14 protein-coding genes are annotated in these 13,860 nt (G+C 68.8%); 9 read left to right on the top strand and 5 right to left on the bottom strand.

Annotated features, from left to right (window positions below; genetic code table 11):
• Positions 1–240: 240 nt before the first annotated feature.
• The gene (locus AB7E83_RS27295) at positions 241–1,245 is read right to left on the bottom strand and encodes an ImmA/IrrE family metallo-endopeptidase (RefSeq protein ID WP_428574526.1); all 1,005 of its coding nucleotides are present in this window, start codon (positions 1,243–1,245) and stop codon (positions 241–243) included.
• 1,355 nt (positions 1,246–2,600) lie between these two features.
• On the opposite strand from AB7E83_RS27295, the gene AB7E83_RS27290 reads away from it, so the two are divergent.
• Positions 2,601–3,578, top strand: a complete 978-nt coding sequence (locus AB7E83_RS27290) for a Bug family tripartite tricarboxylate transporter substrate binding protein (protein WP_428574525.1) — start codon at positions 2,601–2,603, stop codon at positions 3,576–3,578.
• 168 nt (positions 3,579–3,746) lie between these two features.
• Here AB7E83_RS27290 and AB7E83_RS27285 read toward each other — a convergent pair whose 3' ends face one another.
• A complete protein-coding gene (locus AB7E83_RS27285) occupies positions 3,747–4,685 on the bottom strand; it encodes a MerR family transcriptional regulator (protein WP_428574523.1) in 939 nt (312 codons plus the stop codon).
• 113 nt (positions 4,686–4,798) lie between these two features.
• Here AB7E83_RS27285 and AB7E83_RS27280 point away from each other — a divergent pair, with 113 nt between their 5' ends.
• From AB7E83_RS27280 to AB7E83_RS27245, 8 genes are read left to right on the top strand one after another with little or no spacing between them, the layout of a single operon-like run.
• Positions 4,799–6,166 carry an NAD(P)/FAD-dependent oxidoreductase gene (locus tag AB7E83_RS27280; RefSeq protein ID WP_428574528.1) on the top strand — a complete coding sequence of 456 codons (1,368 nt, stop codon included), beginning with the start codon at positions 4,799–4,801 and terminating at the stop codon, positions 6,164–6,166.
• Complete coding sequence (locus tag AB7E83_RS27275; RefSeq protein WP_428574521.1) at positions 6,163–6,921, top strand: DUF1365 domain-containing protein; 759 nt, start codon at positions 6,163–6,165, stop codon at positions 6,919–6,921. The genes AB7E83_RS27280 and AB7E83_RS27275 overlap by 4 nt, the downstream gene beginning before the upstream one ends.
• Positions 6,918–8,132: a class I SAM-dependent methyltransferase gene (locus AB7E83_RS27270; RefSeq protein WP_428574519.1), complete on the top strand. Its 1,215-nt coding sequence runs from the start codon at positions 6,918–6,920 to the stop codon at positions 8,130–8,132. Before AB7E83_RS27275 ends, AB7E83_RS27270 begins: the two co-directional genes overlap by 4 nt.
• Positions 8,132–8,692, top strand: a complete 561-nt coding sequence (locus AB7E83_RS27265; protein WP_428574517.1) for a chalcone isomerase family protein — start codon at positions 8,132–8,134, stop codon at positions 8,690–8,692. Before AB7E83_RS27270 ends, AB7E83_RS27265 begins: the two co-directional genes overlap by 1 nt.
• Positions 8,689–9,939, top strand: a complete 1,251-nt coding sequence (locus AB7E83_RS27260) for an MFS transporter (protein ID WP_428574515.1) — start codon at positions 8,689–8,691, stop codon at positions 9,937–9,939. The genes AB7E83_RS27265 and AB7E83_RS27260 overlap by 4 nt, the downstream gene beginning before the upstream one ends.
• Complete coding sequence (locus AB7E83_RS27255) at positions 9,936–10,469, top strand: DUF3833 domain-containing protein (protein ID WP_428574513.1); 534 nt, start codon at positions 9,936–9,938, stop codon at positions 10,467–10,469. The genes AB7E83_RS27260 and AB7E83_RS27255 overlap by 4 nt, the downstream gene beginning before the upstream one ends.
• Positions 10,469–11,239, top strand: coding sequence for an SDR family NAD(P)-dependent oxidoreductase (locus tag AB7E83_RS27250; RefSeq protein ID WP_428574511.1), 771 nt, complete (start codon positions 10,469–10,471; stop codon positions 11,237–11,239). The genes AB7E83_RS27255 and AB7E83_RS27250 overlap by 1 nt, the downstream gene beginning before the upstream one ends.
• 1 nt (position 11,240) lies before the next feature.
• Positions 11,241–11,684 carry a nuclear transport factor 2 family protein gene (locus AB7E83_RS27245; RefSeq protein WP_428574509.1) on the top strand — a complete coding sequence of 148 codons (444 nt, stop codon included), beginning with the start codon at positions 11,241–11,243 and terminating at the stop codon, positions 11,682–11,684.
• A gap of 18 nt (positions 11,685–11,702) precedes the next feature.
• On the opposite strand, the gene AB7E83_RS27240 is transcribed toward AB7E83_RS27245, so the two are convergent.
• The 3 genes from AB7E83_RS27240 to AB7E83_RS27230 form a co-directional block, all read right to left on the bottom strand.
• A complete protein-coding gene (locus tag AB7E83_RS27240) occupies positions 11,703–12,497 on the bottom strand; it encodes an IclR family transcriptional regulator (protein ID WP_428574507.1) in 795 nt (264 codons plus the stop codon).
• Positions 12,494–13,339: an IclR family transcriptional regulator gene (locus tag AB7E83_RS27235; protein ID WP_428574505.1), complete on the bottom strand. Its 846-nt coding sequence runs from the start codon at positions 13,337–13,339 to the stop codon at positions 12,494–12,496. Before AB7E83_RS27235 ends, AB7E83_RS27240 begins: the two co-directional genes overlap by 4 nt.
• Before the next feature lie 7 nt (positions 13,340–13,346).
• Positions 13,347–13,860, bottom strand: a 514-nt coding sequence (locus AB7E83_RS27230; protein WP_428574503.1) for an AMP-binding enzyme, incomplete at its 5' end; no start/stop codon positions are given.

Below are 13,860 nucleotides of genomic sequence, written 5' to 3'. Positions count from 1 at the left end.
CGATTCCACCGTCACTCCGGGCCACGCGCGACTGCCCACCATCACGGCGGAACGTTGCCCGCGATCACGATGGAACGCTGCCCGCCATCGCGTGGAATGGGTGCCCGCGATCAGTGGAATAGGCACCAAGCGAGCCCACCTGCTCTCGACCACGCCCAATCGCCTCTAGTGCATGGTCGTAGCAGTCAAGCTGCGCCAATTTGATGACGACATCGTTATCGACTAAGAGGTCGAGATCGCTCATACCGGAGCCACCGCACGGAGGAAGTGCTCCGATTGATCGCCAGTTCTCTCAGGCAGTTGCTCCCAAAGCACGCGGTTGACCAAACTGGATAACGACTCATCCTGCCCCGGCGCCAGCTTCGCCGCGGCCATTGCCAATGGCCACTCGCCCGTCGAAAAACCGTAGTTCATAACCACGTGCCCTGGGTCGACCTGCATTTCGGCCCCCAGCTGTTTCGCGCGATCTGCAAGCTCGCGGGCTGTGCCGGCCGCGCCCGAGAGGTTGCGGCTTACGACGAAATGACGCACCCCCGTAAGCAATTCTTGAGCGTACTCGTCCGCGGCTCTTTCCTCGTCGTCATCAATCAGGGGCTCGCCCGCGTTCGCCTCATCGTGCGGGTCTGCATCAACTATTGCAGCAGCGTCCTTAAGATGACCCAATGCAATGTGCCCCAGCTCGTGGGCCACGTGGAACATATATTGGGCGGGCACGCCTGACTCTCTGGCAACCAGTATTGCGTGACGCTGGCCCAGCCGAACTGCAACCGCAGTCACCCCCTTGGCTTGCGCAGGGAACAATCGCAAGTGGATAACTGGAATCCCAAGGGCCCAGCATGCCGAGAGCACGTCGCCAAAGCCAATATTGTCGCGGCCCGAAGCGAGGATACTAGACCTAAGCGACGAGGCCACTGGAACCAACGTCACCGGATGACCAGCAGCCGCCGAAAGGAGAATGCGTGCAACACCAAGCGCGTATGCGGTGAGAGTGTCCTTCCTTTGCCCGGGTCCGAGCCGCATGTGCTTGAACTTGATTGGACCGCTTTGCAGAAACGTCAGAGCCGCCTCATCGTCCATTAAAGTTTCGGGGTCTAGGTTCAGCCGGCGCGCTAACAAAAGGCGCAGCATCATCTGACCGGAGGGCGACTGCTCAGTTGCCGCCCATGGCGGGAGCGTGGCGTTCAGGAAATGCTCCGAAAAGCCTGCCTGTTGCAGTCGGTCGATGAGTGCCTGTGTTTTTGACATTGTTAGCGTCGCGCAACTCTCGCTGCGTGACCAGCTGCACGAATTATTGCAGCCAGGGCCTCCGCATGCTCGTCTGTCCCAGTCCACACTTCACCCAACGCCGCCGCGAGCTCCTTATGGATCACCGGTGGTGCCCGGCCTACATCTTTATCCGCCAAGGCGAGTAAACGTATAAAGGCTCCGCCGAGCCGCTCTGGCTGCCTATGGGCGATGCGCGAGATGCTCGCTTGGCTTGTGCCAGCCTCCACGGCGAGGGCGACCTGTCCTGGGCCTCCGTTATTGGCCTCGTAGCGCGCGATCAGGTCTCGAACTCGTGACCACTTAGACTCAAGCGCTTCCCCCTTGCTGGTCTGACCCATCGGGCTTATCATAAACGAATAAATGGATATGACAATGCCGGAACTCCCATCACGTTTTTGTTGGACGAAATACGGAACAGAAGCAGGCGAACCAGCCGACGCAATCCTGGCGAGGAAAGAGCGCGAACGATTCGAAAATGGCGGGATCTTTCTTTGGGGCATCGGGAACAGCATTGCGCCCGGGATACGGGCACTTGTAAAACTCGAACATCGTCCGCTCGCCGTCTTCTCTCCCATGATATCCAGCGCGAAGGTAGCCGACGTCAATCCGTCGCGCGTCGTACGATGGACGCGAGCCCGAGACATGAATGGGGATTGGTGGCCAATGCCTCTGGCCTCTAGGGTGACTAGTAGGGGCTCGACGGGGCATCGGGACAAGACGACGCACTACGCACTGGTGTGCAAATCCGATCAGCCCCTTACTTCTGCGGACGCCCGCCCGAGCGCTCTAGCGTTTGATGCCCTATCAAACTTGGAGAGCGGCAACCGACTTGGCTTTTCGCAGGTTACGTCAGTGGTAAAAATGAACGGGAATTGTCGCAACGGACGCCACTACGACATCGGGTTCGTTGCCGAATTGGCCTTTCCATACTTCGTAGAACTGCATAGCCCAGTTCATGGAGTCAATGAGACGGTACCCCGGGATCGGCTCACCGGATATCAACCTAGCCTTTCTTGGGCGTAGTAAGGCGTATTTCGACGCTCGGCCTACCTCACTCGACTTAAGACCTGCCGGTCCGTAATCGCGGTCAAGATTTCTTTTGGAGCGCGCGATCGCTCTGCGCACAGCGACAAATTCCCCACGTCAAGGTTCCGCCTCCTCTTACGGTATTCGACACGAACGACAGGAGACGCTTGAGCTTCGCCGCTACTTGAATCTGGGTCAAGCTACCCGCGTGCCAGCACCATGCCCCCGTCCTCATTCGAGGGATTTTCCCGCTATCCTCCGCGCCCCTCTCGGGCGATCATTCCATTCCAAGCAATCAGGAGACACCAGTGCAGTTCCGGGCCCAGTTCAAGCGCATCGCCGCGTTCTCGCTCATGTTCGCCGCCGCGGCCGCGTCCCACGCGCAGACCGCCGCCACCTTCCCCACCAAACCCATCCACATCGTCGTCCCCTTCGCCGCGGGCACGACGACCGACCAGGCCGCGCGCTACGTCGGGCAGAAGATGTCCGAGCAGTACAAGCAGCCCGTGATCGTGGAGAACAAGGCCGGCGCCAACGGCTTCATCGCGCTGCAGTACCTGCTGCAGCAACCCGCCGACGGCCACTACATCACATTCGGCACCAACACCACGCACGCGGCGAACACGGCGCTCTTCAAGAAGGTGCCCTACGAGCCGGTGAACGACTTCGTGCCGCTCAGCGGCGTGATCATCGGCGGCGTCGTGCTCGTCGTGGCGCCCTCGACGCCCGCGAACAACGTGCAGGAGTTCATCGCGCTCGCGAAGAAGAAGGGACGCCTCACCTTCGGCAGCGGCAACTCCTCGTCGCGCGCCGGCGGCGAAGTGATGCGCGACCTGGCCAACATCGAACTCGTCAACGTCTCGTACAAGGCGCTCCCCGCCGCGATCACCGACGTGATCGGCGGGCAGATCGACGCCGTGTTCGGCGATGCACCGGCCGTGATGCCGCTCGTGAGGGCCGGCAAGCTGAAGGCGCTCGGCGTGTCGACGCGCGCGCGCATGCCCGGGTACGAAGACATCCCGACCATCGCCGAGCAAGGCGTCTCCGGCTACGAAACGAACGGCTGGATCGCGGCCTTCGCGCCCAAGGGCACGCCCGCCGACGTCGCGGACAAGCTCGGCAAGACGATCGCCGACATCATGCGCACGCCCGACGCCGCGAAGTACTTCGGCGCGAACGCCTGGAAGCCGATTCCCATGAGCCGCAGCGAACTCGCCGCGTTCCAGAAGACCGAGATCGCGCGCTGGGCGCGGCTCGTGGAGAAGGCCGGCATCGTTCCCGAGTAATCGGATCGGGGGCCGCGGTGGATGCTTCGACGCCCCGGTCTCCCCGCAATGATCTCCGGGCGCAACGGGAGTCATCGCGAGCCGCCGACGGCATGCCTCGCCGCGAGTTCTCTCAGGAGAACAGGCGCGGATTCACCACCGGTCCGGATGCCCCAGCCACCTGCGAGTTCAACGGGGCGCCAGCGCAAAATCCTCCGCCAGCAGGTGCGCGATATCCCTCGCGTCGTGAACCGCCCTGACCCCCGCCGGCAAACGCCTGCGAAGCACCGGCGCCGAGCCGCCGGCCCAGATGCGCACCGCGGCCGGCACCTGGCCGCGCAAGGCTTCGAGACCGCGCAGCACATGCGTCGGATTCATGCTCGCGGTAAAGCTCAGGCCGATCAGCTCCGCGCCATGCGCCCGCGCCGCCTCCGCGATCTGGTCGAGCGGCAGCCGCGCGCCGAGGGAGATGGTGGGGCAGCCCTGCAGCGCGAACAGTGCCTGGGCGATCAGCAGGCCCAGCACATGCGACTCCTGCGGAAAGGTGGCGAGCAGCACGCGCGGCGCCTCGGGGCGGTGCAGCGCGGCCAGCCGCGCCGTCGCCGGACGCAGCACGTCCTGCAGGCAATCGCTGTAGAGATGCTCCTCGTGAACCTGTAGCTCGCCGCTGGCCCACGCGGCGCCGATGGCGGCGCCGAACGCGGGAACGGCGTCGCCCGCGAAGGCCGCCAGTCCCAGCTCGTCCAGGCGCCCCTGCAGATGGCGACGCACGCCCGCGACGTCGTGCGACCTGAGCAGTTGCAGGAGCTCGCGCACGACGCGCGGCGTGCGCGCCGGCGCCGCCGCTTCGGCCACCGCACGGTCCCGCAGCGCCTGCAGCGCATCGGCCGACAGGGCGAGCAGCCGGCCAGGGCGCTCGCCGCGCTCCACCAGGTCGCGCATCAGCCGCAGCTTGCGGACCTCCGCGTCCGAGTAGCAGCGCTCGCCCCGCGCATCGCGCACGGGCGACGGAAACCCGTAGCGCCGCTCCCAGATGCGGATCGTGGCGCGCGGCAAGCCGGTCTCGCGCTCGACATCCGAAATCGACTTCGGTGCGTACTGAGTCGCGTTGGCCGGCACGTTCGACATGCGGCGATTGTGCGGCTGCGCGAACGAATGCGCAGAATCCGAAAAATATCCGACTGCCCAACATTGTCATATGACAAACACGTAAACTGATGAAAACCAGGAGCGCCCTGCCCATGTTCGGAGCCTACGAGAATCCTTCGGCCTTTCGCGGCGCGCGGCCGCGCGTCGCCGTCGTGGGCAGCGGCATCGCGGGCCTCGCCACCGCGCGTGCCCTCACGCCCCATGCGCACGTCACGCTGTTCGAAGCCGCCTCGCGCTTCGGCGGCCACGCGCACACGGTCGAGGTCACGCTCGACGGCATCCGGCACGGCGTCGACACGGGCTTCCTCGTCTTCAACCACCGCACCTATCCCGGCCTGCGCGCGATGTTCGAGGAGCTCGGGGTGCAGACGGCGCCGTCCGACATGTCGTTCTCCGTGCAGGCGCCGCGCGCGCTCGACGGCGGCCGTCTCGAATGGGGCGGCGCGGACTTCGGCGCGGTCTTCGCGCAGCGCCGCAACCTGCTGCGGCCCCGCTTCTGGCGCATGCTCTCCGAGCTGCTTCGCTTCAACCGGCTCGCCACGCGCATGGCGCAGTCGGGCCTCGACGAGATGCTGGACCAGTCGCTCGGCGCCTTTCTCGACGCGCATGGCTTCGGCCAGGACTTCCGCGACTGGTACCTGCTGCCCATGACGGCCTGCATCTGGAGCATGCCGACCGAGGCGATGCTCGCCTTTCCCGCGGGCACGCTGATCCGCTTCTGCCACAACCATGGCCTGCTGCAGGTGGCCGACCGGCCGCAGTGGTACACGGTCGCGGGCGGCTCGGCCCGCTACGTGCGCGCCATCGTGGCGTCGCTCGAGGATGCCCGGCCGGGCTGCGGCGTGACGGGCATCCGCCGCGACGTCTCGGGCGCCTGGCTCACCACCGCGCAAGGCCAGGAGCATTTCGACCGCGTGGTGATCGCGACGCATCCGGACCAGGCGCTGCGGCTCCTGCACGACGCGAGCGCCGAGGAACGAACGACGCTGGGCGCCATCCGCTACCAGCCCAACCGGGCGGTGCTGCACACCGACGCCGCCGTGCTGCCCCGCCGCGCGAGCGCATGGTCCGCCTGGAACTACGAGAACGGCACCACGCCGGGGGGCGAGTCGCGGGTCTGCCTGCACTACCTGATCGGCAAGCTCCAGCCGCTGCCCTGGAAGCGGCCCGTGATCGTGTCGCTCAATCCCCTGCGCGCGATCGATCCGGCCCACGTCGTCGGCGAATACGACTACGACCATCCCGTCTTCGATGCCGCGGCGCTGCAAGCCCAGGGCCAGCTGTCGCGCATCCAGGGCCGCAGCAATGTCTGGTTCTGCGGCGCGTGGACGAAGTACGGCTTTCACGAGGACGGCCTGCAATCCGGACTCACCGCCGCGCGCGGGGTGATGGTCTCGCTCGCGTCCGCCGAGCCCGCCGCCCGGCCCGCGCAATCCGCAACGTTCGCTGGCGCACCGTGAACGCGCCGCTGATCGGCTACGGCGAGGTGCGCCACGCGCGGCTGCGGCCGGTGGCGCACGCGTTCGCGTACCCGACGCTCTTCGTGCTGCTGCCCATGCGCAGCTGGCGCCATGCATCGTGGGCGCTCGCGCGCAATCGCCGCGCGCTTTTCTCCTTTCGCGACAGCGACCACGGCGAAGGCGGAGCCGACGCCCTGCAGTGGCTCGACGACCTGCTGGCGAGCGAGGGCATCGCCGACGCCGATGGCGAAGCCTGGCTGCATTGCTTTCCGCGCGTGTTCGGCCATGCCTTCAAGCCGGTGAGCTTCTGGTACTGCCATCGCGCCGACGGAAGCCTGCGCGCGATCGTCGCCGAAGTGCACAACACCTTCGGCGAGCGCCATGCCTACGTGCTGGACGACGCGGCCTGGGGCCGCGAACTGCGCGCCGAGAAGCGCTTTCACGTGTCGCCCTTCTGCGAGGTGACGGGCCACTACCGCTTCCGCTTCCTCACCACGCCCTCGCGCGAGCGCACCGTCGTGCGCATCGACTACGACGACGGACAGGGCGCCCTGCTGCAAACGAGCGTGAGCGGCCGGCTGCAGCCGCTCACGGCCTCGGCCATCCGCGTGGCGCTCCTGCGCTTTCCGTTCCTCGGCCTCGCCATCGTCTGGCGCATCCACTGGCACGCGCTGCGCCTGTGGCTGCGCAAGGTTCCCTTCATTCACCAACCCGCGGGGCCCGTGCAGCGGGCGAGCCGCGGAGGACCCGCATGAACACCACCACCTTGCCGCCGTCCCCCGCGCCGCGCATCCCCAACGCGGCCCGCGCCGCGCTGGCTCTGCTCGAGCGCATCCGCCACGGCCGCCTGCACCTCTACCTGCCCGACGGCAGCAGCCGCCACGTCGGCAGCGGCGAGCCCGCGGCGACCCTGCGCGTGCGGGACTGGGACCTGTTCGCGGCCTGCCTCGCGCGCGGCGACATCGGCCTGGCGGAAAGCTGGATGGCGGGCGGCTGGAGCACGAGCGATCTTTCGGCCACGCTGTCGCTGCTCGTGCAGAACCGGCGCGAACTCGAGGGCGCGGTGTACGGCAGCGCCTGGACGACGCTGCTCGCGCGCCTTCGCCACCTGCTCAACCGCAACTCGCGCGCGGGCAGCCGGCGCAACATCGAGGCGCATTACGACCTGGGCAATGCGTTCTACGGCCTGTGGCTCGACGAGACGATGAACTACTCGTCCGCGCTCTTCGAGCAGCCCGGCATGGCGATGCCCGACGCCCAGCGCGCGAAGGTGCGCCGGGCGCTGAACGCGGCCGGCGTGCAGGCCGGCGACCGCGTGCTGGAAATCGGCTGCGGCTGGGGCGCGCTCGCGGAGATGGCGGCCGGCGAATTCGGCGCGCACGTCACCGGCGTCACGCTCTCGCACGAGCAGCTCGCCTACGCGCGCGAGCGGCTCGAGAAGGCCGGGCTCGGCGAACGCGCGGACCTGCGCCTGCAGGACTACCGCGACATCGACGACGGGCCGTACGACGCGGTGTGCTCCATCGAGATGGTGGAGGCGGTCGGCCGCGAGTACTGGCCGACCTACTTCGCGGCCGTGGCGCGCCTGCTCGTGCCCGGGGGCCGGGCCTGCGTGCAGGCGATCGTCATCGACGACGCCCTGTGGAACCGCTACGTCGCCGGCACCGACTTCATCCAGCAGTACATCTTCCCCGGCGGCTGCCTGCCCTGTCCGCGCGAATTCGTGGCGCAGGCGCAGGCCGCCGGGCTGGAAGTCGTCGAGTCCTTCGCCTTCGGGCAGGACTACGCGCGCACGCTGCGCCATTGGCGCGACGGCTTTCTCGCGCGGCGCGAGGAAGTCATGGCGCTCGGCTTCGACGAGCGATTCATCCGCATGTGGGAGTTCTACCTGTGCTACTGCGAAGCCGCCTTCCTCCACGGCAACACGGACGTCGTCCAGTACACCTTGCGCAAGCGGCCGGCGTGATGCTGGTGGCGCTCGCCCCGGCGCTCGCGGCGGTCCCCGCGCGGGCGCAAGGGCAAGCGCAAGGCCAGACGCAGGCGCAGGCCGGCGAGCGGGCCGTCGCGCCCTGGCGGCAGCAATTGAGCGAGCCGCGCCTGCACGGCAGCGCCCGGCTCACGTGGTTCGGCCTGCACGTCTACGACGCGAAGCTGTGGGCCGCGCGCGGCTTCGATCCGCTGCGGCCGGACGAGCATGCCTTCGCGCTCGAACTGACCTACGCGCGCGCGTTCAGCGGCCGCGACATCGCCGCGCGTTCGCTCGTGGAGATGAAGCGGGCCGGCGACATCGACCCCGGCGTCGCCGCCCGCTGGGAGCAGTCGCTCGCGGCGCTGCTGCCCGACGTGAAGCCCGGCGACCGCATCGCGGGCGTCCACCGCCCCGGCCGCGGCGCTTCGTTCTTCCACAACGACCGCTTTCTCGGCGACACGGCCGATCCCCGCTTCGCCACGCGATTCTTCGCGATCTGGCTGGGTCCGGACACGTCGGAGCCCGCGATGCGCGCCCGTCTCCTGGGGCGGCCGTGATCGCCACCCGCGACGCCTGGCGCTATGGCCTGATGGGGCTGCCGCTCGCGTTCGTCGCGCTGCCGCTCTATGTGCAGCTGCCCGCGCATTACGCCACCGAGTTCGGCGTGCCGCTCGCCACGCTCGGCACGCTGCTGCTTGTCACGCGGTGTGCCGACGCACTCATCGACCCCTGGATCGGCCGCTGGACGGATCGCCTGCACCGCAGCTCGCCCGGCAGGCTGCTCGGCACGGTGGCGCTCGCCGCCCTCGCGCTGGCCAGCGGCTTCGCGCTGCTCTTCCTGCCTCCGGTTCGCGGCGACGCGCTCGTCGCGTGGGCCGCGATGGCGCTCATGCTCACCTACCTCGCCTACAGCGCCATCGGCATCGCGCACCAGTCCTGGGGCGCGCGCCTCGCCGGCGACGAGGTGCAGCGCGCGCGCGTCGTCGGCTGGCGCGAGGGCTTCGGCCTGCTCGGCGTGCTGCTCGCCTCGGTGCTGCCCACGTTCGTCGGCTGGGGCTGGACCTCGGCGGCACTCGCCGCGGCATTGGCGCTCGCGTGGTTCGCGTGGCGCTCCACGCCGAAGCCCGAAGACGCACCCGCCGTGCATTCGGGCGTGCCGTTCTCGCAGTGGCTGCCGTTCAGGCACCGCGCATTCCGCGCCCTGCTGGCCGTCTTCCTCGTCAACGGCATCGCGAGCGCGATTCCGGCGACCCTGCTGATCTTCTTCATCCGCGACCGGCTGCAGGCGCCGGACTCGGCTCAGGCGCTTTTTCTCGGCGTGTACTTCCTCTGCGCCGCGGCGTCGATGCCGCTGTGGCTCGCCGCCGTGCGGCGCATCGGGCTCGTGCGGAGCTGGCGCGCGGGCATGATGCTCGCGGTCGCCGCCTTCGTCGGCGCATCGACGCTGGGCGCGGGCGACACGACCGCCTTCGCGCTCGTGTGCATGGCGAGCGGCTTCGCCCTCGGCAGCGATCTCGCCCTGCCCGGTGCGATCCTGGCCGGCGTCGTTCGCGATGCGGGCGAACAGGGCCGCAGCGAAGGCCTTTTCTTCGGCTGGTGGAACTTCGCGACCAAGCTCAACCTGGCGCTTGCCGCCGGCGTTGCCCTGCCCCTGCTGGCGCTGGGCGGCTACACGCCCGGCGCACGCGATGCGGCCGCGCTGTCGGCCCTCACCGCCGCCTATTGCCTGCTGCCCTGCGCGCTGAAGCTGTGCGCGGCGCTCCTGCTTCATCTTTCCCTTGGCCGCACCGGAGACTCCCCATGACCCTCGACCGCCGCACCTGCCTCCTTGCCGCGCCCGCTCTCGTCCTTACGGGCTGCGCCGCGCCCGACGTCACCCATTACGCCGCGGAGCAGCCCACCCTGCTGCTGGAGGACTACTTCAACGGCAAGCTTCTGGCCTCCGGCATGTTCACGGACCGCAGCGGCAAGGTCGTGAAGCGATTCACCGTCGCGATGAATTGCACCTGGCAAGGCAACGACGGCGTGCTCGACGAAGATTTCACCTATTCCGACGGCACGCTGCAAAAGCGCATCTGGCGCGTGAAGAAGACCGGCGTCGGCACCTACGAGGGCCGCGCCGACGACGTGGTCGGCGTTGCCGTGGGACGCGCGAGCGGCAACGCGCTGCACTGGACCTACACCCTCGCCTTGCCCGTGGACGGGCGCACCTGGAACATGGCCATGGACGACTGGATGTTCCTCATGCCGGGCGGCACGCTGCTCAACCGCACCGCCATGAGCAAGTTCGGCATCCACCTGGGCGACGTGACACTCGCCTTCCGCAAGACATGATGGCCGCGAATCCGCCGCGCGCGGACTGGACCGGCGCCCGCATCTGGATCGTCGGCGCGTCGAGCGGCATCGGGCGCGCAACGGCCGAGGCGCTGGTCGCGCGCGGTGCGTCTGTGTACGTGTCCGCCCGCAACGCGCGCTCGCTCGCGGAAATCGCGGCGTCGCATCCCGCCGCCGTGCCGATGCCGCTCGATGCGACCTCCGCGGCGGACGTCCAGGGCGCCGCACGAGACATCCTCGCGGGCGGCCCGCTCGACATGGTGGTGTACTGCGCGGGCCACTACAGCCCGATGCGGGCGACGGCATTCGACCTCGCGCAGGCACAGCGCCATCTGGCGGTGAACTACGAAGGGGCGCTGCTTCTGCTGGACGCGGTGCTGAAGCCGCTGCTGGCGCAGCGCAGCGGCCACATCGCCCTGGTCTCCAGCGTGGCCGGCTACCGCGGCCTGCCCAACAGCCTGGCCTACGGGCCGACGAAGGCCGCGCTGATCAACCTGGCGCAGACGCTGTCGATCGACCTGCAGGACAGCGGCGTGGGCGTGAGCGTCGTCAACCCCGGCTTCGTCGAGACGCCGCTGACCGCGGGCAACGACTTCCGCATGCCCGCATTGATCACGCCGCGCGAGGCGGCCGAGGCGATGATCCGGGGCTGGGAACGGGGCGACTTCGAAATCCACTTCCCCCGGCGATTCACATGGACGCTCAAGCTGATGTCGCTGCTGCCTTTCGGCCTCTACCGATGGGCCGTGCGGCGCGCGACGGGACTCTGACATGAAGACCATCGACGACTTCCAGCGCTTCTTCGAGGACTTCTCGCCCGCGGATCTCCCGGCGCTGGGCGACTGGTACACCGAGGACGCGTACTTCAAGGACCCCTTCAACGAGGTGCGCGGCATTGCGGCGATCACCCGCGTCTATGCGCACATGTTCGAGACCCTGGACGAGCCGCGCTTTCGCATCGTCGAGCGCATCGGCACGGGTGCGAACTGGGTGCTGGTGTGGGAGTTCACGTTTCGCACGCCTTCGCTCGGCAAGGGCATGCAGGTGGTCCGCGGCGCGTCCCACCTTCGCCTCGACGCCAGCGACGGCCGGATCGCGTGGCACCGCGACTACTGGGACGCGGCCGAGGAGTTCTATGCCAAGGTGCCGGTGCTGGGCGCGCTCATGCGCTGGCTGCGCAAGCGCGGGAGTGCGTCCGCTGCTCCTGCGGCCTGAACGCACGGGCGCGCGGTCTCAGGGCAGCCCGTCGAACCCCGCCAGCAGTTCCTCGAGCCGCGTCGCCGCGTTCTTCAGCACGGGCGCGATGCGCTTGCGCTCGGCGGCGAGGTCGGGCTGCACGTCGGCCTTGCCGCAGCTCAGGCCCATCACGGTGCGGTCGCGCCCCACGCGCAGCGGCACGGCGACGCCGTACGCGTCGCGCTGGTAGCCGCCCAGCACGCCGCAGGCGCCACCGGCGAAGAGCTCCGAGAAGCTCTCCTCCATGCCGCGCAGCATCACCGCCTCGCGCGAACCGGCGGCCTTCTTCAGGTCCTCGATCTGCCGCGCACGCTGCTCGGGCGGCAGGCCCCACAGGTAGGCGTGTCCGATGGACGTCGTGCCCATCGGCAGCACCGAGCCCACGCCCAGGCGCAGCGTGGCGACCTTGTGGCTCGCGCGATAGGCGACGTACAGCATGTCGAGCCCGTCGCCGACGGCCAGCGCCACCGACACGCCGAGCCGCTCGGCGAGCTCCTGCAGGAAGGGGTCCGCCACCTGCAGCAGTTCGCTCGACGCGATGAACGCGTGGCCGATGCCGAGCGGCGCGGCGGCCAGCTCGAATTCCCGGCTGCCCCGCACGTGGCGCAGGAAGCCCAGGTGCAGCAGCGTGCTCGTCAGGCGCGACACGGTCGCCTTGGGCAGGCCGGTGGAGCGCACCAGCTCGGAATTGGTGAGCGGCGAACGCGAGGAGCGAAACGCGCGCAGCACGTGCAGGCCGCGCGACACCGTCAGGATCGTCGCGCCGTTCTTCGCCTGCGCCGATGCGCTCATGAAATGGTCCCGACCTGTTGAATGGCCCGCGCCGCGCCGAGCAGCCTCGGGCCGAGCTCGCGCTCCACACGCGCCCGCGTGATCTGCACGCTCGAACCGACGCAGGCCATCACGAAAGGCGCATGGCCTTCGACCAGCACCGGCGCGGCCACGATCCCGAGGTCGCGGTCCCATTCGCCGATGGAGGTGCAATAGCCCTGCTCGTACACCTCGGCGATCGCCTTGCCCAGACGCCTTCGCACGCGCGGCCACTCGCGCGGCAAGCGCCGCTCGACGTTTTCCATGAGGTAGTAGCGTTCGAGCTCGGGCAGCGCGGCCAGCAACGCCCAGCCCATGGGCGACGACGCGATGCCCACGCGCGCGCCGACATGCAGGTTGAGCGCGAGCGGCGCCTGCGCACCGCTGCACGTCTCCATGACCACGAGCTCCAGCCGGTCGCGCGAGCTGAGGTTGACGTGGACGCGCTGCAGGTCCGCCAGTTCCTGCATGTGGCCGCGCGCGGCACGTTGCAGGTCCGAGTTCGCGATGGCCGCATAGCCCAGCGCGAGCACGGGCGCGGCGAGCCGGTACTTGCGCTCGTCGGGGTCGTAATGCAGGTAGCCCAGGATCACGAGCGATTGCGCGATGCGAGAGATCGTCGAGGGCGGCAGGCCCGTGCGCGCCGCGAGGTCGCGGTTGCCCAGCCAGCGGTCCTGCGGCGTGAAGCCGCCGAGCAGCGACAGCGCGCGGGCGAACGGCGCGACCATGGCCGGGCGCGGCGCGCCTGGCCGCCGCGGCGCATCGGCCGGGCGCGGCGGCGCGACAGCCTCGGCCGGCGTCGCGATGGCCGCGCCTTGCGCCATGACGGACCTACGCTGAGGCACTGGCGGCCGCGGCGCGAATGTCGTCGAGCGCCGCAGGGTTGTCGAGGGACGAGAGATCGCCCGGCGGGGTGTTGCTGTACACGCTGCGGATCACGCGGCGCATGATCTTGGAACTGCGCGTCTTGGGCAACTGGCTCACGCGATGCACCGCGCTCGGCCGGAAGGGGCGGCCGAGGCGCTTGTCGACGTGCGCCATCACCGTCTTCTCGAGGTCCGCGTCGTTCGCGCGCGAGTCGGGGTGCCGCACCACGAACACCACGAGCTTCTGGCCCTTGTCGGCATCGGCGAAGCCGATGGCCGCGGCCTCGGCGACGTCGGGAAGTTCGAGCACGATCTCCTCGACTTCCGCGGGTCCGAGCCGCTTGCCCGCGACCTTGAGCGTGTCGTCCGAGCGGCCCACCATGAAGAAATTGCCGTCGGCGCGGCGCAGCGCCAGGTCGCCATGGACCCACATGCCGGGAATGTTGCGCCAGTAGGTTTCGAGATAGCGCTCGTCGTCC

The organism is Ramlibacter sp. (assembly GCF_050250995.1).
Lineage (GTDB): Bacteria > Pseudomonadota > Gammaproteobacteria > Burkholderiales > Burkholderiaceae_C > Ramlibacter.
This window is presented reverse-complemented; position numbering and strand designations above follow the sequence as displayed.

Coding starts and splice junctions, on each gene's coding strand:
- AB7E83_RS27295 (WP_428574526.1), bottom strand. CDS start 1,245: ATGTCAAAAACACAGGCACTCATCGACCGACTGCAACAGGCAGGCTTT.
- AB7E83_RS27285 (WP_428574523.1), bottom strand. CDS start 4,685: ATGTCGAACGTGCCGGCCAACGCGACTCAGTACGCACCGAAGTCGATT.
- AB7E83_RS27280 (WP_428574528.1), top strand. CDS start 4,799: ATGTTCGGAGCCTACGAGAATCCTTCGGCCTTTCGCGGCGCGCGGCCG.
- AB7E83_RS27270 (WP_428574519.1), top strand. CDS start 6,918: ATGAACACCACCACCTTGCCGCCGTCCCCCGCGCCGCGCATCCCCAAC.
- AB7E83_RS27265 (WP_428574517.1), top strand. CDS start 8,132: ATGCTGGTGGCGCTCGCCCCGGCGCTCGCGGCGGTCCCCGCGCGGGCG.
- AB7E83_RS27255 (WP_428574513.1), top strand. CDS start 9,936: ATGACCCTCGACCGCCGCACCTGCCTCCTTGCCGCGCCCGCTCTCGTC.
- AB7E83_RS27250 (WP_428574511.1), top strand. CDS start 10,469: ATGGCCGCGAATCCGCCGCGCGCGGACTGGACCGGCGCCCGCATCTGG.
- AB7E83_RS27245 (WP_428574509.1), top strand. CDS start 11,241: ATGAAGACCATCGACGACTTCCAGCGCTTCTTCGAGGACTTCTCGCCC.
- AB7E83_RS27240 (WP_428574507.1), bottom strand. CDS start 12,497: ATGAGCGCATCGGCGCAGGCGAAGAACGGCGCGACGATCCTGACGGTG.
- AB7E83_RS27235 (WP_428574505.1), bottom strand. CDS start 13,339: ATGGCGCAAGGCGCGGCCATCGCGACGCCGGCCGAGGCTGTCGCGCCG.